Source organism: Rahnella sp. WP5 (assembly GCF_000745615.1).
GTDB lineage: Bacteria > Pseudomonadota > Gammaproteobacteria > Enterobacterales > Enterobacteriaceae > Rahnella > Rahnella aceris.
The window spans coordinates 61066-87631 of record NZ_JQJR01000011.1 but is presented as its reverse complement, the minus strand read 5'-3'; the positions used below and the strand labels follow the sequence as shown (position 1 = coordinate 87631).

Genomic DNA, 26566 nt, shown 5'->3' with positions numbered 1-26566 from the left:
GTCAGCGTTTCAGCGGTGTCAGTGTCTGCAACTGATAAGCGGACTCAGTTTTGACAAAGCTAAAGGTGACCGGCGTACCGGCGGGCAGGGAGTTGGCGGCGATCTCCGGCGGCAGACGGAAATTCATGGTCATGGCCGGCCATTTCAGCGCAGGAATGGCGTGATGGGAAATCCCCACGCGATCAGACTGCCACTGCGTGATCACGCCTTCGGATTCATAGGCCTGCATATTATGCTGCATCGCCATAGTATCGTGATTCATTGGCATAGCATCGGCAAAAGAATAAGCTGAAATAAAGAAAAGACTTGCGGTAAATACATTTAAAATTGCACGCATGGGAAATACTCCAATACTGTCATTAGATAAAAACTGGCCATTAATCTGGCAAAACAATTTCATTTAATATTGAGTGCGGAAAAACACTCAGGACAGCAGGGGCTATTCTCTGTATCGGCAGAACTGAACTTCAGCGGGAGGCGGAGTGACGGTTGGCGCAATCCAGTCCTCGGTGGTGACCGCTGTGCTGGCATCGACGGTGAGCATGGCTAATGCCGGAGCGACGGGCAATGCCACCAGCGGCACGGAACCACTGTCAGACTGGGTTCTTTCAGGGGCACAGTGCTTCTCACACAACACCGACTGACTCTGCATGTGCTCTGGAGAATCAGGCATTTGCATGGTGATGTTATGTGCCATGGCGGTGTTTTCCACCGGCGGGCGCATATCGCACTGATGGCTGGCGAGCGCCAGTTGGGCATTCAGGACAAGCCAGCATAACGCGAACAGCAACGCACTGACCCGCTTGCCGGGCAAGCGCAGCGAATGCATGAACTGTGAAATCGCGAAACGGACTGACATGATGAATATTATTTCCGTAAGGAAGATGCGACCGAGTATATAAGGAAATAAGGCGGAGAGGAAAGGACAAACAGAATAAGTCAGAATTAAAATTGTCAGGATAATTAAAGAACGCGAATAACAGCGGTTTCTGTTATTCGCATGTTAATTAACGTGTGTTTTCAGGTGATAATTAACTTACAGCCAGCCTGATTTTTTAAGCTTCCAGTATAACCACACACAACCGGCGACAGTGACGCCCAGCGTTACCGGATATCCCCACCAGTCATCCAGCTCCGGCATGTTTTTGAAGTTCATGCCGTACAGACTGAAAATCACTGTCGGGATCGCCAGAATCGCGCCCCAGCCCGCCAGTCGCTGTACCACTTCGTTCTGATGCACCGACACCAGCGCCAGATTCACATGCATGGCGTTCGACAGCATTTCGCGCACATCGTCCGTCGTGCGGATCACCTGATTAGCGTGGTCCTGCACATCACGCACATAAGCCCGCAGGCTCTTAGGCATCAGTTCTTCGTAGTGATGGCTGAGCTGATTACAGATATCTTCCATCGGTACCGCGGCGTTGCGCAGCGAGAGCAGATCCCGCCGCAGACTATAAACCTGCTGCACCGCCTGCTGATTAAAGGTATTGCGGAACATCAGTTTTTCGATGGCATCAAACTGTTCGGTGTACTGATGCAGGATTTCCAGATAGTTATCCACGATGGAATCGAGTACGCAATACAGTGCATAAGCTGGCCCTTTACTCAACATTTCCGGGCGTTCTTCGGCGTGTTTACGGATTTCTTTATAGCTGGATGACGCACCGTGACGCACGGTGATCAGAAAGTTTTTGCCGAGAAACAGGTGTGTTTCGCCGTACTCGATGGTTTCATTCACTTTCTGCGCAGTGTGCGTAACGATAAACAGCGATTCGCCGTACTGCTCAATTTTCGGTCGCTGATGGGCGGTCAGTGCATCTTCAATCGCCAGGTCGTGCAGACCGAATTCTTCCTGAATGCTGCGCATATAGGCATCTTCCGGCTGCCACAGTCCGAGCCAGACAAAGGTATCGGGCTCTTTCAGGACTTCGCTGATGTCTTCGACCGTCACATCCTGCAATCGTTTACCGTCGCGGTAAGCCACGCTGTTAATCACTGAATCACAGCTGGGTTTTTTATCTTCGTTGGAAATGGAATTCATTGTTTTACCCGATTGTTATTCAGACGAAAATCCTGCCCGCAGGCAGGATGATTTCAGTGTCTGAACAGAATAGCGCAGTCTCCGGGAAATGCGCTGACGGGATCTTTAAAAGAATGTTTCAGCCATCGGCAGACCGGCTGACCGTTTCCCAGATATCGATATCCTCACGCATTTGTTGCATCTTTTCCCTGACAAATTTAACGGCGTCACTGCCGAGTAACAGCGAGGCTGGCGGCTCAGGCGCATCGAGCAACTGCAACATCGCTTGTGCGGCTTTTAGCGGGTCGCCCGGCTGATGACCGCTGCGTTTTTCCCGCGTTTCCCGCACGGGGTCGAAACTGGCATCGTAATCACTGATGGCACGCGGTGAGCGCACCATCGAACGTCCCGCCCAGTCGGTACGAAAAGACCCGGGCTGAATGGCCGTGACGGCAATATTGAACGGTTTGAGTTCTTTGGTCAGTGTTTCAGAGATCCCCTGCAAGGCGAATTTACTGCCGCAGTAATAGCTGATGCCCGGCAGGGTAATAAAGCCCCCCATCGACGTGATGTTAAGAATATGTCCACTACGACGCTGACGAAAATACGGCAGGAAGGCTTTGATGACCGCAACCGCGCCAAAAACATTGACGTCAAACTGATGCAGCGCCTCGCTTAACGGCGACTCTTCCATAATACCTTCATGTCCGTAACCGGCATTGTTGACCAGCACGTCAACGGCGCCGATTTCCTGTTCCACGGCGGCCGCGAGCGGGGCGATAGCCTCGAAATCAGTGACATCCAGCATGCGACCAAAACTACGGCCGGGGGCCAGCGCGTCAAATTCTGCGCAGGCTTGTGCATTACGCAGCGTGCCGACCACGCGATGTCCTGCTTTCAGGGCTTCTTCAGCCAGTGCACGGCCAAATCCGCTGCTGACGCCGGTGATGAATAGTAATTTTGACTGACTCATACAAACTCCTCGGTAAAAAGCGGACTTGCAGAATAGGGGGGACAGCAGCAAATCCGTAGCCCCGATCCTCTCTGATGTTTGCCTGTTCCTCTGAGGCGTCTGGACGCGACTGATTCCCGGTGCGACACTTCATTCACTTTCCGCTGCATATTTTCAGGTTCATATGACGTTTCCATCTTTGACAGTGACTGAGCAAATGATCGCGCTTTTGGACCAGCTTACGCCCCATGAAGGCTACAACCTGACGACGCTGGCAGATGTGCGTTTTTTACGTTCAAACCGTCCGCTGCTGCGCACGCCGGTTTTGTATGAGCCGGGGATCGTGATTGTGGTGCAGGGGAGAAAACGCGGATTCTTAGGTAATGATGTCTATTTGTATGATGCACAGCATTATCTGACCGTATCGGTGCCGGTGCCTTTCACCATGGAAACTGACGCCACCGCCAGTGAACCGATGCTGGCAATTTACCTGCGGCTCGATTTCAGTCTGGCGGCAGAACTGATGTTGCAGCTCGATACTTATGACGCCCCGCAGCCGGAATCGCCGAAAAGTATGGTGTCGAGCCTGATGGATGACGCGATGCGGGCTTGCGTATTACGTTTTTTGCAGGTGATGGCATCTCCGCTGGATGCAAAAATTCTGGGCAGGGCGATGATGCGTGAGTTGTATTACCGCGTGCTGACTGGTGCTCAGGGCGGCACGCTGCGCAGCGCACTGACCCTGCAAGGGCAATTTGGCAAAGTGGTAAAAGCCCTGCGAAAACTGCACGCAGAATACCACTCGCATCTGGATGTGAATGCGCTGGCAAAAGAAGCGGGGATGAGCCTGCCGACGTTTCACAGTCACTTTAAAACCGTCACGGACACGTCGCCGATGCAGTATCTCAAGTCCACCCGTTTGCATCAGGCCAGATTACTGATGTTGCGCAATAACCTGACCGCCTCGGCGGCCAGCGCACAGGTAGGCTATGAAAGTGTGTCGCAGTTCAGCCGCGAATTTAAACGCTTATTCGGGCTGACGCCGGCGAGAGAAGTGGCACGGATGAGGCAGAATTTTTCATTGCCTGCCCCGTCCACGCCGTCGGATTTTATCTCTTCACATTAATAAGGCGTTACCGTGTCACGCCAGGCGTGGTTTGTACCTTCACATCCGGCGTGGCTGCCGGACCAAAGACGGTGTAGGTCGGCAAATCGACGTTCTGATACGGCTCCCAGCCGCCGCCTAACGCTTTATACAGCGAGACCAGATCGGTGCTGGTTTTCACTTTCGCTTCAGCGGATTGCTGATGCGCCTGTGCCAGCTGGCGCTGGGCATCAAGCACGTTGATAAAGGTAGAAAGCCCCTGGCGGTAGCTGTCGCTCGCCAGATCAAACGCGGTCTGTAGCGCTTCGGTCGTCTGGTCTAAACCGCTGACCTGATCCTGATCGGTGCGGTAATTCACCAGCGCATTATCGACATCCTGCAACGCTGTCAGCACGGTCTGGCGATAATTCAGCGCCGCATTCGCCTGTTGCGCACGGGAAAGATGCACGCTGGACACCAGACGTCCGCCCTGGAAAATCGGCAGGGAAATCTGCGGGCCAAAGGAGTAGAAATGGCTGCTCCAGTTGTCGAGATAACTGACGTCTGTGTTACGCATGCCGAACTGGCCGGTGAGCGAAATACTCGGGAACATCTGCGCGACGGATACACCAATATTGGCGGTTGCCGCGTGGAGATCAGCCTCGGCTTTGCGCACGTCCGGACGACGGCGTGCCAGCTGTGAAGGCACATCGACCGGCACGGCTGCGGGCAGGGCAGGCATCGGTTTAGGGGCAGAAAGTTCAGCATCCAGCGAGCCAGGCGTCTGACCGAGCAACACGGCCAGTCCGTTCATTGCCTGACGTTCCTGCGCCTGATATTGCGGCAACTGGGCGCGCAGGGAACCCAACTGTGCGCGGGCATTTTCCACATCAAGCTGCGGTGACAGCCCGTTTTGCTGACGGTTTTGTGTCAGATCTAAGGTTTGCTGCGCGACATCGATTTGCGTCTGTATCGCTTCCGTCACGCTTTGCGCGCCACGCAGTTGCAGATAGGCACGGGCGACCTCAGCTTCCAGCGAAACTAATGCATCGTTGCGTTGTTCTATGGACGATTGCGTCTGGGCATTGGCGGCTTCGACCTGACGTCGTGTGCCGCCGAACAAATCCAGCTCCCAGCTGGCATCGAAATTGCCCTGATACAAATTCACCGGCCGCGTAGCCGTGCTGATCGCGCCGGAGGCTTCCGGTCCGAGATCGTCAAGTTGTTGCGAGGCGCCGCTGGAATCGAGAATACCTTTCAGACCGAGCTGCTGACGGGTCATTTTCGCGCTGCCCTGCACCGATGGCAGCCAGGCGCCTTCGGCCTGTTTCACCTGCTCGCGGGCACCGGCGATACGCAGTACTGCCTGTTGCAGGGAAATATTCCCGGCAATCGCACGGGTGATCAGGCTGTCGAGTCGCGGGTCATTAAAGGCTTTCCACCACAGCGGATTTGGCTCCGAGGGCAGGGCAATCGATGCGCCGTCTTTGTCTTTCGGCTGGGTCATATCGTTATAGGCCGAGGGTGTCACCGGATTCGGCTTCTGATAATCCGGGCCAACGGAGCACGCTGCTAATACCAGCGTTAATGTCGAGAGAGTCAGGAAACGGGGGCCTGTATGTAAAACCCCCTTCCGGCCCCGGCCTTCGCAGAGGGGGGAGCAGGACGGCATCACGGATGGCTGATTTCTCAGAGTAGAGCTTTTCTTGTTCAACTTAATGTGCTCCGGCATTACCTTCGCTCTTAACTGGCGAAAGCAGGAAACAAAACGGGATCAAAATAACGGCGACGATGGCGCAATAACCGAATACGTCGATGTAGGCCAGAATGCGCGATTGCGAAATCATCTCCTGATACATGCGCACGGTCGCCAGTTGCATCGGGTCGCCGACCACGTGGGCAAAATCACGGATCGCCTCAGCGCTTTTGCTCACCGCCTGATTAAACTGTTCATTAAGTGGCGACATGTTGTGCGCCATATGCGCACTGTGTGCCTGCGTTCGCTCGGTGACACCGGCTGTCGCCAGCGAAATACCAATCGACCCCGCGACGTTACGGAACATGGTAAACAGCGCGGCAGCGTCGGCGTTCATTTTTTGCGGGATGGTAATAAATGCGATAGTGGTCAGCGGCACAAACAGGAAACCGAGCCCTATCGACTGCGCGCTGCGGTACAGCACCAGCGTTTCAAAATCGACATCAGGTGTCAGCGTTGCCGAATAAATAAACGAGGCCGCCAGCAGGAAGAAACCGAAGGCAATGATGTAACGCGTTTGTACAACGGGCATCAGCTTCAGCACCAGCGGGATCGACAGCACGATCAGTATCGCTCCCGGCGACATCACCAGCCCCGACAGCGTGGCGGTGTAACCCAGTTGCTGCTGCGCCAGTTGCGGAATAACCACCGAACTGCCGTACAGAATCATCGCCATACCGGCCATCAGTAAGCCCGCGACGGCAAAGTTTTTATCCTTCATACAGCGCAAATCGACCACCGGTTTTTTGGCGTACAGTAACCAGTAAACCGCGCCGACAATCCCGGTGGCCGCCAGCACAGCAAAGGTGACAATAAAGCCGGACTGGAACCAGTCATCATCTTCGCCGCGATCCATCATCACCTGTAAGCAGCCCAGGCCCAGCGCAATCAGCCCGATACCGATGTAATCAATACTGAGTTTGCCTTTGGCCTTGCGCTCCCACGGCGGATCTTCCAGCAGCTGATAAATCGCCAGCAGGGCAATAATCCCGACCGGAATATTGATCAGGAATACCCAGCGCCAGCTGAAGTTATCCGTGATGTAACCGCCAAGTGTCGGGCCGACGACCGGCGCGACAATAATGGCAATCGATGAAAGGCCAAACGCTTTGCCGCGATCTTCCGGTTTAAAGTAATCGAGCAATACCGATTGCTGGATCGGCTGCAAACCGCCGCCGAAAAAGCCCTGCAGAATGCGGAATAAGATCATCTGCCACAGTTCGGTGGCGATGCCGCACAGGAAGGAGCAAACGGTGAACATGCCGATACAGATCAGGAAGTAAGTTTTGCGGCCCATCACGCGGCTGAGAAACGCCGAAATCGGCAGCACGATACCGTTCGCCACCAGATAGGACGTCAGCACCCAGGTCGATTCGTCATAACTGGAAGACAATGAACCGGCGACGTGCGGCAGCGCCACGTTAACGATAGTGGTGTCCAGGATTTCCATGAACACCGCAATGGTCACGACGGCGGCAACTGCCCACGGATTGGCCTTGGGTTTCCAGTAGCTGCGATCTTCATTCATTCGACGGTCACCGTCGGTTCGACAGACAGGCCAAGTGGCAGAGGGTGATTCTCATCAAGACCGCTGTCGATGACGATTTTCACCGGTACGCGCTGAACGATTTTCACGTAGTTGCCGGTGGCGTTTTCAGCCGGGAAGGCCGAGAAGCGCGAACCGGTGCCTTGTTGAATACTGTCAACGTGGCCGTGAAGTTTGATGTCCGGGAAGGCATCGACGGTAATTTCCACCTTGTTGCCGGGGCGCATGCGTTCGAGCTGCGATTCTTTGTAGTTTGCGGCGATCCAGATATCTTTTGAAACCACTGAGAACAGCGAGGTGCCAGCCTGAACCAGCGTACCGAGCTGCACATTACGCTTGGTGACGTAGCCGTCGAACGGTGCGCGCACCTGCGCATAGGAGAGGTTGAGCGTCGCCGTTTCCAGCTGGGCTTTCGCCTGTTCAACCTGCTGCTGACGAGCTTCGACGTTGGTTTCAGCCTGACGGATATTCAGCTGTACCTGCGCGGCAACCTGCACCTGCGCTTTGGCATTTTCCAGATCAGCGGCTGCAGAACGCACCTGCGCGTTGGACGTATCAATATTTTGTTGCGTGGTGGCGCGCGGGTCTACGCCGCGCTGACGACGGAAATCGGCAGTGGCATTCAGCAAATTGGCTTCCGCCCGCGTCTGCTGGGCTTTCGCCTGAGCTAGCTGCGCCGGATATTGCACTTTCGCCAGATCGTATTGCGCCTGCGCCTGATGCAACTGCGCGACAGCCAGACCGAGCTGAGCCTGTGCCTGATCGCGTTGCGCGGTCGCGTCACGCGGATCGATTTCCACCAGTAAGTCGCCTTTCTTCACGAACTGGTTATCTTTCACCGCAAGATGAGTGACATAACCGGCAATTTTCGGCGCGATGGTGACGGCATCACCTTCGGTAAAGGCGTCATCGGTGCTGACCTGATCTTTGGTCATCAGCCACCAGACCAGTGCCACGACCACCATCACCACTACCACAATCCCAAGGATGATCAGGGGTTTCTTGCCGGGGCCTTTACGCTTTTCATCGTTATCCTGCTTACTGTCATCGGGATTTTTCTGGTCTTTGGGATCCTGAGTGTGACCTCCTCCTGATTTTACCTGGCTGGAATCGAGTTCAGTATTTGCGTCGCCGGACGCGGAGGGCTGTGTCTTGTTATCGTTTGTCATAATGCTCTTCTGAATAGTGCTCTTCTGATTATCGGCCGCCACGCGCCGGAACAAAGAAATCTTGTTTTAAGCTAGAACGTATTGATGTAAATGCAAGTAAATCCATGTCAATTAACCTTAGGGAAAGCACAAAGATCCAAACCATAGGGAACGTCTTAAAAGTTGGAAATGGGTTATAATGCCGGGCTGGTATTTGTATTTTTCAAATAAAGTTGATTCTCTGCTTCAGGACATTTTTGTGAAACATTCCCAACAACAACCATTCTTGTGGGTCAACCCATGACCCGTCCCGCGCCTTCCTATAAAGGCCTGACACGTATTGCCTCGCTGGTGTCGCTGTGCGTCGCGCTGATCCTGGTTTGCGTCAAAGTCTGGGCATGGACCGCCACCGGTTCGATTGCGCTGCTGACCTCCGCCGCCGATGGTCTGGTCGATGTACTGGCCTCGATGGTGACGCTGATCGGCGTGCGTTATGCCATCCGTCCGGCGGATAAAGGCCACCGTTACGGCCACGGCAAAGCCGAAGCTGTGGCCGCGTTTGTACAGGCGCTGTTACTGGGCGGCGCGGGGCTGGTGCTCGGCGGTGAATCCATCGGGCGCATCATTAATCCGGAACCCCTGGCGCAGCTCGGTCTTGGTATCTGGGTGATCATCGGCAGTTCGCTGGCTGCCACCGGACTGGTGCTGATGCAAACCTATGTGGTGAAACGTACCGGATCAACGGCCATCGCGGCTGACCGCGCGCACTACATTACGGACGTCGCGGTGAATATTGCCGTACTGCTGGCGCTGATTTTCGAGCGTTACTTCGGCTGGACGCGTTCCGACTCCATCGGCGCGCTGTTGATTTCCTTCTATATGATCTGGAATGCGCGCGGTATGGCGGCAGATGCACTGACCCAGTTGCTCGATCGCGAACTGAGTGCAGATGACCGCAAGCGCGTGAAAGCGGCAGTATTAAGTGTTGAAGGCGTGCGCGGCGTACATGACATTCGCACCCGCAACGGCGGCGACCGCGTATTTGTCGAGTTTCACGTCGAGGTTGATGGCAATCTGACGGTGGATATCGGGCACGATATCGGTGATGCGGCTGAAATGGCGGTGAGCAAGTTGTTTAAGTCTGCGGATGTGACGGCTCATCTGGAGCCGGACGGGATTGATGACGACAGACTGGATAATTTATTGCACTAAGGTCAAGGTTGTGGGTTTGCACCCTCCCCTGCGAAGGGGAGGGTTGGGGGGGGGTATTAAATAAAAATCAACGAGTTAAATTTTTTTAGTGTCAGTATTTACCCTTAAAACCCCCTCCCGTCCTCCCCCTCCGCCGGGGGAGGAGCAAAGCGAAACCCTCATTTTCAAAATTATTGCGCTTTAATCGCCATGGCATCCCGCATGGTATAGAACAAATCCGTCTGATCCGTCAGACCCACCACATTCGCCGCATGCGGGCCAAACGCGGCAATACGCAGCTGCGTCCCGGTGTGTCCCTGTGAGTCATCTTCTGAGTTGCCGTAACTGATGGTCATCGGTGCGCCGTCCCTGGTGGTCAGCGTCTGGGTCAGACCGGGGGCTTTGGCATCGGATTCGATAATCTGGCTGGAATGGGCGTGGTCGGCGGTGACGATAACCAGCGTGTTGCCGTCCTGACGGGCGAACTCCAGCGCTTTTTGCACGGCCTCATCCAGATCCACCGTTTCACCGAATTGTCCGCACGGATTAGCGGCGTGATCCTGTTTATCAATCGATGCGCCTTCAACCTGCAGGAAGAAACCGTTCTGATTAGCTTTCAGCAAGTCGATGGCTTTTTCAGTCATGGCGGCAAGCGTCGGGATGTCGGCGGTGCGCTGCGGATTGGCTTCACAGGTGACAGCCGGTTTATCAATGTTGCCGTGATAAGTGGCTTTCGGACCCTGCCAGCGCACCGGCATGTTGCCTTCGGAGAACAGGCCAAGAACCGGTTTCTTCTGGTCTGCCTGCGTGATGGCACTGAGCTGTTCTGCGTTTTCCACCCAGACATAACCCTGTGTCAGCGCCTGTTCTTTGAGGGATTTATCCTTAAATTCACCGGCTTTCGCCAGCTGGCTGAACGATTTTCTGCCGCCGCCCAGCGTGACATCAGCGCGAGCCTGCAACAACTGTTCTGTGATCGAACCGCGTCCGCCGTTTTCCAGCGCGTTGCTGGCGCATTTCTCTGCGGTTTCTTGCGGGCCGTAGCACTTGCGTGAGGTCACATGGGCAATCTGTGCAGCCGGCGTCGCATCCTGCAATTCTGCGGTGGAGACGTTGCCGGTGGCCTTACCTGCGGCTTTGGCGATCTCAAGAATGGTCTGGTGATCTTTACCGTTTACATCCACACCAATCGCGCCGTTATAGCTTTTAACACCAGTCGTCCAGGCGGTGGCTGATGCGGCGGAATCGGTCACGTAACTTGGTTTTTGCGTTTTCTTATCCAGAGAATAATGCGTGTACTGACCGGTCAGCGGCAGGGCATCAATGCCTTTGAAATAGCCGCCTGCGCCTTCTGCATAGTTACGTGCAGACGTGATTTCAGAATCACCCATGCCGTCGCCAATCAGCAAAATCACGTTTTTCACCGTTTTGTCTGACAACGAGGCTTTCAGCGCTGCTGTCTGATCACCGCTCAGACGGCGGGCACCGCCCGGTTCCGTCAGCACGCCTTTTGCCGCCCGGTCGGTCAGCGTGTCGGTTTCAGCGGCGAGGGTGGAGACAGAAGCGGAAAGCAGCAGGGCGGCAGTGACTGCGCGGGCGACCAGAGATACGGATTGTTGCATTATCAAAACTCCTTTTTATAAACCATCGGAAATAAAAATATACATATCGATATTTTTTGTTACCGGAAGGTTAAGGGAGACTTGTGACGTTTTAATGACAGGCGCCGGACTGGCCGTGAGACTGGGTTTTAACTTTAACTTTAACTTCAACTTCAACTTCAAGGTCAAGACCTTGGGTTGCCACCCAAACTGGCCTTAAGAGGCGCCTATCGCCGCGCCTCTTAAGAATCTCCGGCTCTTTTACTGCGCGCTCCGCTCGCTGGCTATGTTTCAGGTAGCACGGCGACAGGCTGGAAATCTTGCCGCTTTGCGGTTCCTTCACTCGGTCCTGGAGCCTCTGGTCTCCAGGCCGCTCCGTTCAGCAAGCTTTCTGAATCGCCCGCGACTTTTTAAAGAATGAAGTAAGTGAGGTTGTGAAGTAAAAGCCTGAGGCCGGTTCCAAAATATCGCCTGAGGAGAGGTGGAAAACCGCGCGTCTTTTTTGCGCGGGTTGTAACCCGAACGAAGGGAACCGTGCAGCGGCGGGATTTTGCGGCTATCACTGCGGCTGATGAAACATAGCCAGCGAGCGGAAGCGCTTGTTGAAAAAGCGAAGGGAGATCCAAGAGGGAAAAAGCACGTTTCCCTCTTGGGCGGTTTCGGCGCTGCCCGATAAGTGATCACCGCAACTGAGAAACCGAAACTTTCTCGGCACAGCTTTCAGTGCAATTGAGAAACCGAAACTTTCTCCGTCAGCTTTTCAGTTCAACTGAGCCGCCACCCTTTGCATCGGCACTATGCAAAAAAAAAGCCCCGATGAACGGGGCTTTTTCACAACAACGTCAAAGACGTTATCAGTTGATCTGAACGGGCATACCGGAACGCATCTCGATAGCGCGCTGAACAACAGTCTGGTTGACCGCCGGATCCATCGATACGCTGCTTGCGCTGCCTGCCAGAGTGATTGGCAGTGGCTGCTGAGAATCAAACTCTTCCTGGTTAGAGGACAGCGGGTTGTGGATCTCAATATAACGTTTGCCGTCTGGTTCCACGGTGGCTTTCACCGGCTCGTTGATGAACTGAACGCGGGTGCCTTGCGGGACGTTGTCGAACAACCATTTGATGTCAGCGTCACGCAGACGCACACAACCGTGGCTCACGCGCAAACCGATACCGAAATTGGCGTTGGTGCCGTGGACCGCATACAGACGCCCGACATACAGCGCGTACAGCCCCATCGGGTTGTCCGGACCCGCAGGGAAGACGGCTGGCAGGAATTCGCCACGAGAAGCATATTCTTCATGCATTTTCGCCGTCGGGGTCCAGGTCGGACCGGCTTTTTTACGCTGAACGGTAGTCACCCAGTTCATCGGGGTGTCTTTGCCCAGCTCACCGATACCGATCGGCAGCACGACCACAGTATTGGTGCCTTTCGGGTAGTAATACAGACGCATTTCAGCACTGTTGATCACGATGCCTTCGTGCGGGGTTTCCGGCAGGATCAACTGCTGAGGAATGGTCAGCACGGTGCCCGGGGTTGGCAGGTACGGGTCAACGCCAGGGTTAGCTTCGAGCATGTTGCTCAAACCCATCTGGTATTGCGCTGCAAAATGTTCCAGTGGCAGGCTGCTGCCCTGCGGAACAGTAACTGTGATGTTTTCACCGACCAGACGACCATTATTGGCCGGAAGAGGGTAGACCACAGCAAAAGACGCCTGGCTATATGCAGCAACTGCCAAAACCAGGGTAAGGATTGCGCGAATGCTCATTTTCATATTTTCGTTGGTCGTTAATGCCACACTGGCAGTTGTCAGGATGTTGATTCCCCCCGATCCGATAGAAACCGGCCGGAGGAATAGTGTACTTGCACATAGCACTTGAAAGGGATCCGGTATGTGTAACGAATCGCATTTCAGGGCCGCTAATTATAAGGATTTATTTCAAACAGGCCAAAGCTTTCTCACCTTGTTAGAAAAGTTCCCTGCCACAACCGCATTTTTTGCGGCAGCCTGCACATTTCCTTCACATTCCTGACCTTATTTACGGCAAAACGGCACCATAACCAGTGCGGCAATAAACATCCAGGCCATGACCTGAAAGATGTCGTTGAACGCCAGCGTCAGCGATTGCGCTGCGACTTTCGCCCCAAACACGCCTTTCGCCATCAGCAATGCCTGAGCGGTATCAGGCGTCAGGTGACCGATTTTTTGCGCCAGCGATCCCATCACCTCCTGCGCATGATCCCCGTATTGCCCCAGCGATTCGCCGAAACGTGCCGCATGAACGCGGGTCCAGTCCTGCAACCAGGTATTCACCGTGGCAATGCCAATCGCGCCCCCGAGATTACGCATCAGGTTAAACAGCCCGGAGGCGTAGCGCAGTTCCGGCCCCTGAAACGCGGTCAGCGCCATGTTCACACTCGGCACGATGCACAACATAATGAACAGGCCGCGCACCACCTGCGGCCAGAAAAACTGTTCTGCTCCCCAGTAGGGGGTCACGGCGGTCGTCAGCCATAAACTCAGTGCGAAACCGGATAAACCCACGGTGATCAGTATCCGCCGGTCAACGCGGCTGATTAATCTGGCGGCAATAATCGTGCTGAAGAATTGCCCGACACCCACCACAAACACCGTTGTACCGATTTGCAGGCTGTTGAAATCGCGGATGCGGCCGAGGAAAACCGGCGTCAGATATGTAGAGGCATAAAGACCAAATCCAACCACCAGATTGAACAGGCAGGCGAAGGTGAATGTCGGGTCACGGAAGGGCGTCAGGCGTACGATCGGGCTTTTCGAATAAAAGGATCGTTCGAGAAACAGCACAAAGGCCACCAGTGAGAACCACGCCGAAATCTGGATTTGCGGATCGCTGAACCAGTTCTTGCGCGGGCCTTCTTCCAGCACATATTCCAGACAACCGAGCGCTATCGCCATCGACAATAAATGTATCCAGTCGATACGTTTAAGCATCGGATAATCCGCTTTATCCACATGAATAAACAGCACGGCACCGGTGGCAACCAGAGCGCCGGGCAGAATGTTGATGAAGAAAATCCAGCGCCAGTCGAGTAACTGCGTGACTATGCCACCCACAGTCGGCCCAAGCGTGGGGGCCAGCACGCTGACCATGCCGAGGATCGCCGGGATCAGCGCCTGCTGTTTGCCCTGAAACATGGCGAAGCCGGTCGCGAATACTGTCGGTACCATCGCGCCGCCGGTAAAACCCTGCAACGCGCGAAAGAAGATCATTGACTCGATATTCCACGACAATCCGCATCCGATGCTGCTGAGAGTGAACAGCGCCGCCGATGCGCTGAACAGCCAGCGGGTGGAAAGTGCCTGCGTCAGAAAAGCCGAGAACGGGATCATCACCAGTTCGGCGATCAGATACGAGGTTTGTACCCAGCTGATTTCATCCGGTCCGGCGGAAAGCCCGGCCTGCACATCGTTTAACGAGGCGGCGACAATCTGAATGTCGATCAGCGCCAGAAACATACCGAACGCCATAATGCTGAAAATCAAAAACTTACGTGATGTCGGATAATCCGCAGGCGAAAGCGTCGCGGCTGGAGTCAGGGTGACAGACATGGTTGTGAGATCCCGGGGCTTGTTTATATGATGGTCATCATATTAATATGATGACCATCATACAATGAGTGAAATTAAAAATGAGTGAAGCAACAGCAGATGAAGGGAGCCCGTCCCCGGCAGTAAAAGCCACTAAACGGTCAAAGCGGATCTTTGTGGTCAGCGGTATTGCGCTGGTGGTAGCCCTGAGTGGTGCGGCATGGTTACTGGCTGCGCCCGCGTCAGAATCCACGGATGATGCCTATCTGACGGCAGATACCACCAGCGTTGCGCCAAAAGTAAAAGGCTTCGTTTCGACGGTGCTGGTGCGTCATAACCAGCGGGTACATGCCGGCGATAAACTGGTGCTGATCGACAGCGAAGAGTTTACGGCTCGTCTGGCGTCTGCGCAGGGAGAACTTGAAGATGCCCGCGCGCAGGTGGCGCAACAGGAAGCGGCGTTGCTGAGCCAGCAGGCGCAGGAACAACTGGCACTCACCCAAATCGAAGCCGCGCGCACGGCGATCCGTTCGTCGCGTGCGGAACAGCAACATGCTGAAGCCGAGCAGCAGCGTTATCAGTCGCTGGCGGTCAGCGGTGCCACATCACGTAATGATGCTGACCGGTATAAAACGGTGGCGGTGACGGCAGAACAAACCTCGGCACACGCCGCGGCAATGCTGGATGTTGCCCAAAATCAGGCGGCGGTGACACACGCCCGGCGGGCAGAAATTCAGGCGGCGCTGGCACTGGCGAAGGCCGCTGTGGTGAAAGCGCAGGCGGCACAAGCGCTGGCACAGCAGGATCTCAATCACACCACTATTGTTGCTGCCATCGATGGCATAGCGGGAAACCGGCAGGTACAGGTTGGCGATTACGTTACACCCGGTCAGCGGCTGATGACGCTGGTACCGGAACAGGGCATTTATGTGACGGCCAATTTCAAAGAGACGCAGACCGGCAGAATGCAGCCGGGACAACGTGCGGACGTGCATGTGGATGCGCTGCCGGGCGTGACGTTTCGCGGTGAAGTCGACAGCCTTGCGCCGGGATCAGGTTCGACGTTTGCATTGCTGCCATTTGAGCCGGGCACGGGTAATTTCACCAAAATTGTTCAGCGGGTGCCGGTGCGGATCCGGCTTGACGCCGGTCAGCCAGATTTAGCGGCGCTGCGCCCCGGATTATCCGTGGACGCGCGCGTTTCGTTAACCGATGCGGTCAGGTAAGCTATGACAGCAATTTTCTGATTATCAGGGTGTTATTATGCGCTATGAGAGTGAACATAAACCTAAAATCCGCGAGCGGATCCTGAAGGAGGCGGCGAAAGACATCCGTACCAAAGGGCCATTGCAGGTCAGCGTGGCAGGTGTAATGAGCAAAGCTGGCCTGACGCACGGTGGGTTTTATGCGCACTTTGCCTCAAAAGAGGCACTGATCGAAGCGGCGATCGAACAGATGTTTAATCAGGTTATGGCCCGCTGGGATAAAGAAAATCAGGGGCTGACGGCGCAGCAGCAACTGGCAGGGTATATCGATTTCTACCTGTCGCCCGGGCACCGCGATAACCGGGCGCAGGGCTGTCCGGTGTCGGCGCTGGCCTCTGAAACGCCACGCTTGTCCGTGCCCTGTCAGGCAGAGTTCGCGCGCGGCATCGAACGTATCCGTGGGATGATTATCCGCCAGCTGACAGAGATGGGCGTGGACGACCCGCAAACGCAGGCGATATCGGTCAGTGCGGAACTGATGGGCAGTTTGTCGCTGGCACGTTGTGAGCCTGATCGTGAAGTTTCAGATGCGTTGCTGGAAAGTGCGAAGAAAGCGCTGAAGGCGCGGCTGAATCTTGCAGAAGAATAAACTCTCAGAATCGCTCCCTCCCCTGCGAAGGGGAGGGTTGGGGTGGGGTATTAAGTTCTAAATCAAAAGTTAAGGTTTTCTTAAACAAGGTGTTAGCCCTTAAAACCCCCTCCCAGCCTCCCCCTTCTCAGGGGGAGGCGCTGAAAAATCTATCAGAAATCATACCCTACCGTAGCAACCACGGTACGTTCCTGACCCCAGTAGCAGTAGCTGGTGCCGTAACAGGCTGCGACATATTTCTTGTCGAACAGGTTGTTAGCATTCAGCTGCACATACGCGCCTTTCAGTTGCGGATTGAACTGCACCAGATTCATACGCAGTGACGCATCAACCAGCGTGGCAGAAGGCATGTGGCGGGTGTTTTCGTTATCCGCCCATTGTGTGCCGATGTAACGCACACCTGCACCCATATCCACCCCAATCGGCGTGTTGTACTGACCCCAGATGGAAGCCATTTGTTTTGGCGTCACATACGGCGTGTTGCCGTTGTTCTCAGCCGCATCACGGATACGCACTTTGTTGTAGGTGTAACCGGCCATCACGTTAAAGCGTTCAGTAACCTGTTTCTTAGCTTCCAGCTCCAGACCCTGTGAGCGGATTTTACCTGCCGGCTCGTAGTAGCTGCCGACCACCACGCGGTTACCCACGTCTTTTTGCGTCAGATCATACAGCGCTGCGGTGTACATATCGGAAGTGCCGACCGGCTGGTATTTGATCCCGGCTTCGTATTGCTCACTCTGCATCGGTTTCAGCAGCGTGCCGTCAGCGCCTGGCAGGGCAGATGGCGTCATCGCCTGGCTGTAGCTGACGTACGGTGAAATGCCGCTGTCGAAGGCGTACAGCAGGGAAGCGCGGCTGTTGAAATGACTGTCTTTACGTTCGCTGTTGCTGGTGGTGCCGTAGATGCTTTCGTAACTGCGGCTGGAGGTTTTTAGCGTGTCGTAACGGCCTGACAGAGTCAGATACCATTTGTTCCAGTTCATCTCATCTTGCAGATAGGTGCCCATCTGCTCATAACGGTTTTTACCGCGCTTAAGGCTGTAATAATCCAGAGCATCACCGCCCACACCGGTATACGGGTTGAGGTTTTCTGCGTAGGCACCGTCAGATTTCACGTCATTGATAAAGTGGGAGTAATCGAAACCGATCACCACTTTATGTGCCAGTTCGCCGGTCGCGAAATCCGCTTCGAGCTGGTTATCAATCGCGAAGGTATCCAGAGACGATTTTTCACCGGAATAGTAACGGCTCATCTCGGTACGGTCCGCATTCCAGCCCGCCTGATACACCTGATCCAGTTCGGTGTTGGAATGGGTGTAGTTGGCGTTCTGGCGGAATGACCAGACATCGTTAAATGCGTGCTGGAATTCGTAGCTGTAGATTTGCTCCCAGCGTTTGAACTGATTGCGGGTGCTTTCGCCATCGAAGAAACCCCGGCTCAGTTTCTGCCCGTAGAGGCTGCCGTCAGCCGGAACCGCGGCGTGGTAGCCACCGGACGGATCTTTTTGCAGATATGCGCGCAGTAAAAGCGAGGTATTTTCATCCGGCGTCCACAGCAACTGTGGCGAAATCGCGTAACGCTCTTCACGCTGGTGATCGTACTGCGTATCGCTGCTGCGGGTCATCCCGGTCAGACGGAATGCCAGCTGATCGTTGATGGCGTTGGTGTAATCGAACGCACCACCTTTGGTATTTTGCGTGCCACCGGAAAGCTGGAAATGACCTTCTTCAGCAAACTGCGGGCGCTTGGTGGATTCCACTACCACACCGCCGGGAATGCTCTGGCCGTAAAGCGCAGAAGACGGTCCTTTCACCACATCAATACGTTCCAGGAACCACGGATCAACCTGAATGGAGTTGTAGGTCGCGCCATCGCTGAGAATACGCAGGCCATCGAGGAAGGTGTTGTTGACGTCACCGCCGTGGAAACCGCGCAGGGAAATGGTGTCATAACGCGTTGCGCCGCCGGCAAAGTTGGTGAAGACGCCCGGCGTGTAGTTCAGTGCAGCGTTAACCGTGGTGGCGTTCTGGTCAGTCATTTGCTGACGGGTCACAACAGAAACGGCCTGACCGGTGGTGATCAGCGGCTGATCGGTTTTGGTCGCACTTTTACTGGTTTTCGCGCTGTAACCCTGCGTCGGAGCATCGGCGGTATCCGCAGGCGCGGCTTTGACAATGACGGTGTCTTCAGCAGCCATTGAGGCAACCGGCATTGCCAGCGCGCACATGAGCACCGAGCGTTTGAGGGGGAAAGCCAACAACATATTCATAATCCCTATAAATAACTCAATAATGATTGAGTGATTAATTGATGCGTGTGTAATAAACCCAAAAGCCAACATGTGTTCCGCACAAAAGCGTGACGCGCGAAGGGCAGTCACTTAACCGAAACGTGACGAATGTTAAACTTAATGATAATTGTTATCATTATTATTTTACAAATTCAAGGGGGTTTTCTTCGAAAATTGTGAAGTGACGCATGTTTATCATGATGAAAAACAGGGTCTTTTTGATTGTTTTACGAACAACCCTACTCAGGCAATGGATATCGGATGTGATTACCGCATCGTGAAATCTGAAGAATTCCCTTGAAAACGCAGACAAAATCGCAGTTACGGATTAGCTTTAAGAATGAGTTTTTTAAAATCGAAAAAGTTCACGACGGAGATCGGGAAATAATGCAGTGAGGGACGGCGCGGTGGTGGATCCGTACAGCGACGACGCCCGGGTGCAGGGTGTGCGTCGCTTTATTGAGATGATTGAACAGGAACCGCGTTTATCAGCGACCGCGCTGCAAACCGTCGGCAGCAAAGGCTGGGACGGTTTTGTGCTGGCGCGGGTCACCGGTTAACAGGGCTTAACGCGCCAGACCAAAGCCAATATCAAACAGCGGATTTTCGCTGTCATGTGGCATATCGGACTGTTGTTTGAGCACGGCTTCTTCAGACGATGGCAGTTCAAACGGCAGCTTACCGGTATAGGCTTCGGTGCTGGTCAGGCGCGTAAACAAAACGGTATCGCTGACACCGAAATTGCCGATAATCGCTTTCGCTTTGTCCTTCACGTTGGTCAGGATCGCCGGACGGTCGAGATAAACGGTGACGATTGTCGGCACTGCTTTGCTGGCTTTCACGATCGCCTGATAATCCGCGTTGTCACCGGTAAAGGCCAGTGAGCCTTCGTGATGGCGCTTGCCAAAGAACCAGGCTTTATGCGGTTGCTCGTACGGGGCATGGGCGCGGATCAGCGCAATATCGGCTTTCTCCGGCGCATCCACCACGGTAAAACCGGCCGCCGTCGCGGCCTGCGGTGCTATACCGTACAGCCAGATCTTTTTGCCTTTTTTCAGCGGTAACACATCATCGGTGTTTTGCAGCAATACCAGTGAATGTCCCTGCGCCGAATTGGCTTCTTTTTGCCAGTCTGCGCGCCCGACGGTTTGGGTGGCTTTCTGCACATCGACATACGGATTTTCAAACAGTCCGGTCTGGAATTTTTGCTCAAGAATACGCACAACAGATTCATCCAGGCGCTGTTCAGTCAGTTGCTTTTCATGCACTGCGCTGACCAGCAACTGTGAGTCGGTCACGCCGCCAAACTGATCGACACCCGCCAGCACGGCCTTCACGAAACGCTGCTGCGGCGTCAGATTTTCGACACCCCAGGACATGCCACCGGGCACCGGTTCTTTACCTTCCGGCGAACCGTTCAGGCATTCGTTTTCGCAATTGCTGGTGATCAGCCAGTCGCTGAGAATGACGCCTTTGAAACCGTATTGTCCGCGCAGAATGTCGGTCAGCAACTGATGACTGAATCCGGCACCGACCTGTTCGAGCGGTTTGCCGTCCACGGAAACATTTTTCAGGATTGAATATGTCGGCATGACGCTGGCGACCTTGGCTTCAAACGCGCCGGTAAACGGATAGATGTGTTCTTTGAGATTATTGCCGGGGAAGACCGCGTTTTTGCCGTAGACGTTATGGCTGTCAAAACCGTTCTCAGCCGCGCCATAGCCGACCCAGTGTTTGACCACGGAAATCACGCTGCCCTGATTTAACCCGTCAGGACCGTTTTGCATCCCTTCGATATACCCGCGCACCATGTTATGCACCCGTGTCGGATCTTCGCCGAAGGTGCCACTGATACGCGCCCAGCGCGGCTCTGTTGCCAGATCGGCTTGCGGTGAAAGTGCCTCACGGATACCGACGGCCAGATATTCCTGACGGACGATATCGGCGTAACGGCGGGTGAGTTTCTCATTGCCAATCGCCGCCAGTCCTAAGGTTTCCGGCCACTGGGTGAATTTACCGGAAGAGGTACTCGCACCGACCAGATACTCGAATGAGTTACGCGGGTCGCTGCTGACGGTGACCGGAATACCCAGGCGCGTCTTTTCGGCAATCTGCTGCAGTTTATTGTTTTCTTCCGCCATCATGGCGGGGTCGTTCGCCGAAAGCCGGGTGATCAGGCTGTTGACCTTCGCGCCGGTAATCATCTTTTCCGCCGCTGCCATGTCATAATGCGTGCCTGCGCCGATCGGGCTGTTGGCCGTCGGTGCCGAGCCATGCATCATCACCCCGGCTTTTTCCTCCAGCGTCATGCGTTTCACCAGATCCGCTGCACGTTCTTCCGGCGTCAGTCGCCAGTCTTCATAAGGTTCCAGTTTCCCGGAATGATCGAGATCTTTGAACTGTAAGCCGTCGACAGTCAGCAGCGTCACTTCGCGCTGGCTAAGTTCCGGTTGATTATCGGCGGCAAAAACAGAAGGTGAGGAAAGCAGCAGGGCAGCGACAGCAAGGCTCAGAGGTTTGATTTTCATCATCGTCCTTAATGGTTGATAACTATAGAAGAACTCAATTCCCAATCAATAACCTATTTGCCTGTTGAATGTTGCGATCTGCTTCGCAATGATGTCAGCCGAATGCCAGTCCGAGCACCGCGCCAACGGCCAGTACCCATAACGGGTGGATACGCTTACTGAGCGCCAGCAGGGTACACAAGGCGATCACCCCCGCAAGCGTCAGCGTGGTGGCTGAGGCTTTGGCGATCAGTAATCCGCTCGACACCACCAGCCCGACCGTCACCGGCACCAGCCCGCGTTGCACTATCTGCCGCCACGGACGGTCTTTGTAACGTTTCCAGCCGCCCATCACGACAAGTGTAATGATTGACGACGGACCAAATTTTGCCAGAGAAGACACCAGCAATCCTGACCATCCGGCAACCTGCCAGCCAATCAGCGGCACGATCATCATATTCGGGCCGGGAGCGGCCTGTGCCAGGGCGAACAGCGCACTGAACTCCTGCGCACTCATCCAGTGATGCACCTGCACCACTGCACGTTGCATCTCGGGCAGAATGGTATTTCCGCCACCAAATGCCAGCACGGAAAGTTCGGTAAATAACAGGGCAAGAGAAAGTAAAACCGGCATCAGAATTTACTCCTCGCACAGATGAAAATACTGACCGGGGCCAGCACGAGCATGACCGGCAGCATCGGGATCCGGAACACGGCAATTGCCATTACGCCGACGGCAACCAGCAAAAGTTGCAGCCATTTCCCCCGCAAAGGAGCGAGCATTTTGATGCCGGTCGAGAGCAGTAAACCGGCCGCCGCCGCCGCCATTCCGGCGAACAGATGTTCCACCAGTGGTTCATTCTGATAACGTGCATACACCAGGCCGAGCAGCACCACACAAATCGTCGGCGCGAGAATAAGCCCGAGTAGCGCCGATAATGCGCCGCGTAATCCGCGGAACTCCATCCCCAGCGCGACCGACAGGTTAATGATGTTGCCGCCGGGTAAAAACTGGCACAACCCGAGCAACTCGGTGAACTGAGCGGCGGTCAGCCAGTGGCGTTTATCCACCAGCATGTGTCGCGCCATCGGCAGCACGCCACCGAAACCGGTCAGGCCAAGGACGAAAAAGCCCATAAACAGTTGCCTGCAATCGGGTTGTGGCGCGGTATTTTCTTCTGTCTCAGGCATTAATTTTTCCTGCGTTTGCGCTGACATTTTCACACTCTCCCTCAAAATAATCCAAAGCCGCAGAGGCGTAAATTCTGTTAAGGATCATGCGCGTGGATGTGCCATGATGTCTAATGCATTTATTAATGGCTAAAGATACCCTGAAGGTATGGTTATGATTGAACTGAAACGTCTGAATGCGTTTGTTACCGTGGTGGAAGCGGGCAGCATTACCCGCGCCGCAGAACTGCTTTTTATTCAACAGCCGCCGCTGACGCGCCTGTTACAGGGACTGGAGCAGGAATTTGGCATCCCTTTATTACAACGCTTGCCGCGCGGGGTGATCCCGACCGAAGCGGGCGAAGTGTTAGTGCAGGAAGCCCGTGCTGTGCTGGCACGGGCTGCTCAGCTCAGCGCTGCCATGCACCGTGCCGCGCAGGGCGAACAGGGTCGGATCCGCATCGGTTTCACCAGTTCCGCCGCGCTGCATACTTTTGTGCCCGCGCTGTTGCGCCGTTATCGGGAAATTTATCCGGCCGTCAGCACTCAGCTTGAGGAAAGTGGCAGTGGAGAATTGCTGGCCGCCGTGGTGGCGGGCGAGCTGGATGTCGCCTTTGTGCGCATGCGGGTCAAAGATATGCCGGAATTAGAGATGGAAAAGGTGCTGGAGGAACCGATGTGGGTGGCGGTTCCGGCCGGACACAAACTGGCGTCGCAACCAGCCAGTCAGCCAGTCAGCCACTCAGACTCGAAGATCTGAGTAACGAGCCTTTTGTATTATACCGCCGTCGCGCCGGTCAGGGATTGTACGATGCCATACTGGCAGCGTATGTGCGCGCCGGTTTCAGCCCGCATATCGTGCAGGAAGCGCCACGTTTAACCTCTTGTCTGAGCCTGGTCGGCGCCGGACTGGGGATTTCTATTGTGCCGGAATCCATGACCCGGCTGGGCGGGGACGGGGTGATATTTTTGCCGCTGGACGCCGCCACACAACTCAGCGCACCGTTATATCTCGCGCGGCGTGAAGACAGCCATTCATCGGCTATAATCAATACGTTTTGCGATCTTGTAAAATCGCAACTGACGGCTCATTAAAGGTGCTGCTCGGAAATGTGTTTCTGGGTGGATTCCAGTGTAATGCCGTCGGATTCGATGGCGCTGAGCAGGGAATCGAGCAGGCCGGGGAAGCGGGCATCCAGATCTTCGCGGCGCAGCGAAAGCAAATTGGCACGACCGTCAGGGCGCTGCCAGATCACGCCGCTGTCACGCAATACGCGCCAGTGGTGCGTCAGCGTCGATTTTGACAGGCCCTGTAATAAGGTTCCGCAAGGATGCTCGCCACCTTTTGCCAGGGTACGCACCACGGCCAGACGTAACGGATTACCCAGCGCAGTCAGAACATTTTCGAGGCGGATCTGCTCGCGCTCAGGATGGTTGGCTATCATATTGTTCCTTTACTTTAACGACGCTCATCGGCGGCCGCGCAATATAGCCTATCCCTCTGCTGCTGTACAACGCGACGGCGTCTGACCAATTTCATCGATAGAATAAATTTGTTGTACGAATATACACGTACAATTGTAGTATACTCTCCGCATTAAGAAGTTTAGTACTCATTACTTTGTGACGGGACGTGAAAACCACTCTCCGCCAACTTAGCCATCAACCAGTAAGGACGTTATATGGCTCGCAAAACGCCAATCGAGCGCTACCGCAATATCGGTATCTCAGCACACATCGACGCAGGTAAAACCACCACCACCGAGCGTATTCTTTTCTATACCGGCATGAATCATAAGCTGGGAGAAGTGCATGACGGCGGTGCGACCACAGACTGGATGGCTCAGGAACAGGAACGCGGCATTACCATTACGTCAGCCGCCGTGACCTGTTTCTGGCGCGGGATGGATCACTCCTTCGATGAGCACCGCATTAATATTATCGACACCCCGGGGCACGTGGATTTCACCATTGAGGTGGAGCGTTCCATGCGCGTTCTCGACGGTGCGGTGATGGTGTACGACGCCGTGGGCGGCGTGCAGCCACAGTCTGAAACCGTCTGGCGTCAGGCCAATAAATACAAAGTGCCGCGTCTGGCGTTCGTCAACAAAATGGACCGTCAGGGCGCAGATTTCTTCCGTGTCCGCCAGATGATGGTGGACCGGCTGAAAGCCAATCCGGTGCCGATTGTCATTCCGATCGGTAAAGAAGAGCATTTCACCGGCGTGGTGGATTTGCGCAAAATGCGCGCCATTTTATGGGATGACGCGACACAAGGTATGACCTTTACCTATGAAGCCATCCCGGCAGAATTGCAGGCGCTGGCAGAAGAATGGCGCGAGAAAATGGTGTCGGCAGCCGCTGAAGCTAATGACGCGCTGATGGATAAATATCTCGAAGAAGGCAGGCTGACTGAGGATGAAATTACCGAAGGGCTGCGTCTGCGCACTATCGCCGGTGAAATCCAGCCGATGCTGTGCGGCAGTGCGTTCAAGAATAAAGGCGTGCAGCGTATGCTCGATGCCGTGATCGAACTGATGCCTTCTCCGCTGGATATTCCACCGGTGGCGGGTACAGACGAAGACGGTAACGACGTTTTCCGTCACTCTGATGACAACGAGAAGTTTTCGGCGCTGGCATTCAAACTGATGACTGACCCGTATGTCGGCCAGCTGACGTTTGTCCGTGTTTATTCCGGCGTGCTGAAAAAAGGCGACAGCGTGTATAACCCGGTGCGCGGCAAGAAGGAACGTATTGGCCGTATCGTGCAGATGCATGCCAATGACCGTATCGAGATTGACGAAATTCGTGCTGGTGATATCGCCGCCTGTGTGGGGCTGAAAGATGTGACGACGGGTGAAACACTGTGTGATCCTTCGGACATCATTACGCTGGTGCGCATGGAGTTCCCGGATCCGGTGATTTCGCAGGCCATCGAGCCAAAGACTAAAGCCGATCAGGAGAAAATGGGCATCGCGCTGTCACGGCTGGCGTCAGAAGACCCGTCGTTCCGTATCCGCACCGATGAGGAATCCGGCCAGACGATCATTTCCGGTATGGGCGAATTGCATCTGGAAATCATCGTCGACCGTATGAAACGGGAGTTCGGTGTGGAAGCCAACATCGGTAAACCGCAGGTCACGTACCGTGAAACGGTGCGCAAAACGGTGAAAGATGTCGAAGGCAAGTTTGTGCGTCAGTCCGGCGGTAAAGGTCAGTACGGCCACGTGGTCTTCACGCTCGAACCATTGCCGGCAGGCACAGGTTTTGAGTTTGTGGATGCGACCAAAGGTGGCGTGGTGCCGCGCGACTATATCCCTGCGGTTGAAAAAGGGGTCACGGAAGCGCTGAACAACGGCATTCTGGCCGGTTATCCGGTGGTCGATGTGAAAGTGACGCTGACCTTTGGTTCCTATCACGAGGTCGATTCCTCGGAAATGGCGTTCAAAATGGCGGCGATCTTTGGTTTCAAAGAAGCGGCGAAACGTGCCGATCCGGTGATTCTGGAACCGATGATGAAAGTGGAAGTGGAAACGCCGGAAGAGTATGCCGGTGGCGTGATGGGCGATTTATCGTCGCGTCGCGGTACGGTGCAGGGCATGGAAGAAATCGCGGGCGGTGGCGGTAAAATTATCAAAGCCGAAGTGCCGCTGTCTGAAATGTTCGGTTATTCCACCGTTTTGCGGTCGATGTCGCAAGGTCGTGCAACCTACAGCATGGAGTTCAATCACTATGCCGAGGCACCGCGCAATGTGGCCGAAAACATTATTGCGTCGCGTGGTAAATAAGCAAAACCGGCGTAATCTCCGTCAGAGACAAAACGGTCCGCAAGGGCCGTTTTTTTTGGTCGTAGAAAAGACAGCTGAAATTACTA

General features: G+C 54.7%; 20 protein-coding genes and 2 pseudogenes. 7 read left to right on the top strand and 15 right to left on the bottom strand.

All coding sequences use genetic code 11. The annotated features are described in order from the left end of the window. Window position 1 precedes the first annotated feature (1 nt). The 4 genes from EX31_RS10830 to EX31_RS10815 all read right to left on the bottom strand — a co-directional run bounded on the left by EX31_RS10830 (window position 2) and on the right by EX31_RS10815 (window position 2996). Entirely contained in the window at window positions 2-262 is a 261-nt protein-coding gene (locus tag EX31_RS10830) for a copper-binding protein (RefSeq protein ID WP_231576048.1), read from the bottom strand. 177 nt (window positions 263-439) lie between these two features. After that, window positions 440-859, bottom strand: a complete 420-nt coding sequence (locus tag EX31_RS10825) for a hypothetical protein (RefSeq protein ID WP_037034733.1) — start codon at window positions 857-859, stop codon at window positions 440-442. A gap of 177 nt (window positions 860-1036) precedes the next feature. Beyond that, window positions 1037-2044 (bottom strand): magnesium/cobalt transporter CorA, encoded by a 1008-nt coding sequence (corA, locus tag EX31_RS10820; RefSeq protein WP_013575270.1) that lies wholly within the window; start codon window positions 2042-2044, stop codon window positions 1037-1039. Between the two features lie 118 nt (window positions 2045-2162). Next, window positions 2163-2996: an oxidoreductase gene (locus EX31_RS10815; protein ID WP_037034731.1), complete on the bottom strand. Its 834-nt coding sequence runs from the start codon at window positions 2994-2996 to the stop codon at window positions 2163-2165. A 163-nt stretch (window positions 2997-3159) separates the two neighbouring features. Here EX31_RS10815 and EX31_RS10810 point away from each other — a divergent pair, with 163 nt between their 5' ends. Next, window positions 3160-4101 carry an AraC family transcriptional regulator gene (locus tag EX31_RS10810; protein ID WP_037034730.1) on the top strand — a complete coding sequence of 314 codons (942 nt, stop codon included), beginning with the start codon at window positions 3160-3162 and terminating at the stop codon, window positions 4099-4101. A 7-nt stretch (window positions 4102-4108) separates the two neighbouring features. On the opposite strand, the gene EX31_RS10805 is transcribed toward EX31_RS10810, so the two are convergent. Genes EX31_RS10805 through EX31_RS10795 form a run of 3 tightly spaced genes read right to left on the bottom strand, consistent with a single transcriptional unit; the run spans window position 4109 to window position 8530 of the window. After that, window positions 4109-5791 carry an efflux transporter outer membrane subunit gene (locus EX31_RS10805; protein WP_037034728.1) on the bottom strand — a complete coding sequence of 561 codons (1683 nt, stop codon included), beginning with the start codon at window positions 5789-5791 and terminating at the stop codon, window positions 4109-4111. Next, window positions 5775-7343 carry a DHA2 family efflux MFS transporter permease subunit gene (locus EX31_RS10800; protein ID WP_037034726.1) on the bottom strand — a complete coding sequence of 523 codons (1569 nt, stop codon included), beginning with the start codon at window positions 7341-7343 and terminating at the stop codon, window positions 5775-5777. Before EX31_RS10800 ends, EX31_RS10805 begins: the two co-directional genes overlap by 17 nt. Further along, a complete protein-coding gene (locus EX31_RS10795) occupies window positions 7340-8530 on the bottom strand; it encodes an HlyD family secretion protein (protein ID WP_013575275.1) in 1191 nt (396 codons plus the stop codon). The genes EX31_RS10800 and EX31_RS10795 overlap by 4 nt, the downstream gene beginning before the upstream one ends. A gap of 279 nt (window positions 8531-8809) precedes the next feature. On the opposite strand from EX31_RS10795, the gene EX31_RS10790 reads away from it, so the two are divergent. Further along, the gene (locus EX31_RS10790) at window positions 8810-9721 is read left to right on the top strand and encodes a cation diffusion facilitator family transporter (protein ID WP_037034724.1); all 912 of its coding nucleotides are present in this window, start codon (window positions 8810-8812) and stop codon (window positions 9719-9721) included. A 170-nt stretch (window positions 9722-9891) separates the two neighbouring features. Here the strand turns inward: EX31_RS10790 and phoA are convergent, their stop codons facing one another. From phoA to EX31_RS10775, 3 genes are all read right to left on the bottom strand, one after another. Beyond that, window positions 9892-11322, bottom strand: coding sequence for an alkaline phosphatase (phoA, locus tag EX31_RS10785; protein WP_037034722.1), 1431 nt, complete (start codon window positions 11320-11322; stop codon window positions 9892-9894). A gap of 833 nt (window positions 11323-12155) precedes the next feature. After that, complete coding sequence (locus EX31_RS10780; RefSeq protein ID WP_015689872.1) at window positions 12156-13076, bottom strand: L,D-transpeptidase family protein; 921 nt, start codon at window positions 13074-13076, stop codon at window positions 12156-12158. 261 nt (window positions 13077-13337) lie between these two features. Continuing rightward, the gene (locus EX31_RS10775; protein ID WP_037034720.1) at window positions 13338-14891 is read right to left on the bottom strand and encodes a DHA2 family efflux MFS transporter permease subunit; all 1554 of its coding nucleotides are present in this window, start codon (window positions 14889-14891) and stop codon (window positions 13338-13340) included. An 80-nt stretch (window positions 14892-14971) separates the two neighbouring features. On the opposite strand from EX31_RS10775, the gene EX31_RS10770 reads away from it, so the two are divergent. Together EX31_RS10770 and EX31_RS10765 are read left to right on the top strand one after the other, a co-directional pair. Further along, a complete protein-coding gene (locus tag EX31_RS10770; RefSeq protein WP_037034719.1) occupies window positions 14972-16096 on the top strand; it encodes an HlyD family secretion protein in 1125 nt (374 codons plus the stop codon). Window positions 16097-16133: 37 nt separating this feature from the next. Beyond that, window positions 16134-16724, top strand: coding sequence for a TetR/AcrR family transcriptional regulator (locus EX31_RS10765; protein WP_037034716.1), 591 nt, complete (start codon window positions 16134-16136; stop codon window positions 16722-16724). Between the two features lie 152 nt (window positions 16725-16876). On the opposite strand, the gene EX31_RS10760 is transcribed toward EX31_RS10765, so the two are convergent. Continuing rightward, the gene (locus EX31_RS10760; RefSeq protein WP_037034916.1) at window positions 16877-18988 is read right to left on the bottom strand and encodes a TonB-dependent siderophore receptor; all 2112 of its coding nucleotides are present in this window, start codon (window positions 18986-18988) and stop codon (window positions 16877-16879) included. Window positions 18989-19395: 407 nt separating this feature from the next. On the opposite strand from EX31_RS10760, the pseudogene EX31_RS25320 reads away from it, so the two are divergent. Further along, window positions 19396-19575 (top strand): annotated as a pseudogene (locus EX31_RS25320) (methyltransferase); the annotation flags it as partial. A 6-nt stretch (window positions 19576-19581) separates the two neighbouring features. Here the strand turns inward: EX31_RS25320 and EX31_RS10755 are convergent. The 3 genes from EX31_RS10755 to EX31_RS10745 all read right to left on the bottom strand — a co-directional run bounded on the left by EX31_RS10755 (window position 19582) and on the right by EX31_RS10745 (window position 22713). Then, window positions 19582-21543: a glycoside hydrolase family 3 protein gene (locus EX31_RS10755; protein ID WP_037034713.1), complete on the bottom strand. Its 1962-nt coding sequence runs from the start codon at window positions 21541-21543 to the stop codon at window positions 19582-19584. Between the two features lie 94 nt (window positions 21544-21637). Next, window positions 21638-22156, bottom strand: coding sequence for a chromate transporter (locus tag EX31_RS10750; protein ID WP_013575285.1), 519 nt, complete (start codon window positions 22154-22156; stop codon window positions 21638-21640). Continuing rightward, entirely contained in the window at window positions 22156-22713 is a 558-nt protein-coding gene (locus EX31_RS10745) for a chromate transporter (protein WP_173362069.1), read from the bottom strand. Before EX31_RS10745 ends, EX31_RS10750 begins: the two co-directional genes overlap by 1 nt. A 148-nt stretch (window positions 22714-22861) precedes the next feature. Here EX31_RS10745 and EX31_RS10740 point away from each other — a divergent pair. Beyond that, window positions 22862-23787 (top strand): annotated as a pseudogene (locus EX31_RS10740) (LysR family transcriptional regulator). Here the strand turns inward: EX31_RS10740 and EX31_RS10735 are convergent. Then, a complete protein-coding gene (locus EX31_RS10735; protein ID WP_013575288.1) occupies window positions 23784-24137 on the bottom strand; it encodes an ArsR/SmtB family transcription factor in 354 nt (117 codons plus the stop codon). The pseudogene EX31_RS10740 and the gene EX31_RS10735 overlap by 4 nt on opposite strands. Window positions 24138-24374: 237 nt before the next feature. Here EX31_RS10735 and fusA point away from each other — a divergent pair, with 237 nt between their 5' ends. Beyond that, complete coding sequence (fusA, locus tag EX31_RS10730) at window positions 24375-26480, top strand: elongation factor G (RefSeq protein ID WP_037034710.1); 2106 nt, start codon at window positions 24375-24377, stop codon at window positions 26478-26480. The last annotated feature ends 86 nt before the right edge of the window (window positions 26481-26566 follow it).

Bases quoted from the DNA above. Each gene is read 5' to 3' on its own strand.
- EX31_RS10830 (WP_231576048.1), bottom strand. From the start codon at position 262: ATGAATCACGATACTATGGCGATGCAGCATAATATGCAGGCCTATGAA.
- EX31_RS10825 (WP_037034733.1), bottom strand. From the start codon at position 859: ATGTCAGTCCGTTTCGCGATTTCACAGTTCATGCATTCGCTGCGCTTG.
- corA (WP_013575270.1), bottom strand. From the start codon at position 2,044: ATGAATTCCATTTCCAACGAAGATAAAAAACCCAGCTGTGATTCAGTG.
- EX31_RS10815 (WP_037034731.1), bottom strand. From the start codon at position 2,996: ATGAGTCAGTCAAAATTACTATTCATCACCGGCGTCAGCAGCGGATTT.
- EX31_RS10810 (WP_037034730.1), top strand. From the start codon at position 3,160: ATGACGTTTCCATCTTTGACAGTGACTGAGCAAATGATCGCGCTTTTG.
- EX31_RS10805 (WP_037034728.1), bottom strand. From the start codon at position 5,791: ATGCCGGAGCACATTAAGTTGAACAAGAAAAGCTCTACTCTGAGAAAT.
- EX31_RS10800 (WP_037034726.1), bottom strand. From the start codon at position 7,343: ATGAATGAAGATCGCAGCTACTGGAAACCCAAGGCCAATCCGTGGGCA.
- EX31_RS10795 (WP_013575275.1), bottom strand. From the start codon at position 8,530: ATGACAAACGATAACAAGACACAGCCCTCCGCGTCCGGCGACGCAAAT.
- EX31_RS10790 (WP_037034724.1), top strand. From the start codon at position 8,810: ATGACCCGTCCCGCGCCTTCCTATAAAGGCCTGACACGTATTGCCTCG.
- phoA (WP_037034722.1), bottom strand. From the start codon at position 11,322: ATGCAACAATCCGTATCTCTGGTCGCCCGCGCAGTCACTGCCGCCCTG.
- EX31_RS10780 (WP_015689872.1), bottom strand. From the start codon at position 13,076: ATGAAAATGAGCATTCGCGCAATCCTTACCCTGGTTTTGGCAGTTGCT.
- EX31_RS10775 (WP_037034720.1), bottom strand. From the start codon at position 14,891: ATGTCTGTCACCCTGACTCCAGCCGCGACGCTTTCGCCTGCGGATTAT.
- EX31_RS10770 (WP_037034719.1), top strand. From the start codon at position 14,972: ATGAGTGAAGCAACAGCAGATGAAGGGAGCCCGTCCCCGGCAGTAAAA.
- EX31_RS10765 (WP_037034716.1), top strand. From the start codon at position 16,134: ATGCGCTATGAGAGTGAACATAAACCTAAAATCCGCGAGCGGATCCTG.
- EX31_RS10760 (WP_037034916.1), bottom strand. From the start codon at position 18,988: ATGTTGTTGGCTTTCCCCCTCAAACGCTCGGTGCTCATGTGCGCGCTG.
- EX31_RS10755 (WP_037034713.1), bottom strand. From the start codon at position 21,543: ATGAAAATCAAACCTCTGAGCCTTGCTGTCGCTGCCCTGCTGCTTTCC.
- EX31_RS10750 (WP_013575285.1), bottom strand. From the start codon at position 22,156: ATGCCGGTTTTACTTTCTCTTGCCCTGTTATTTACCGAACTTTCCGTG.
- EX31_RS10745 (WP_173362069.1), bottom strand. From the start codon at position 22,713: ATGCCTGAGACAGAAGAAAATACCGCGCCACAACCCGATTGCAGGCAA.
- EX31_RS10735 (WP_013575288.1), bottom strand. From the start codon at position 24,137: ATGATAGCCAACCATCCTGAGCGCGAGCAGATCCGCCTCGAAAATGTT.
- fusA (WP_037034710.1), top strand. From the start codon at position 24,375: ATGGCTCGCAAAACGCCAATCGAGCGCTACCGCAATATCGGTATCTCA.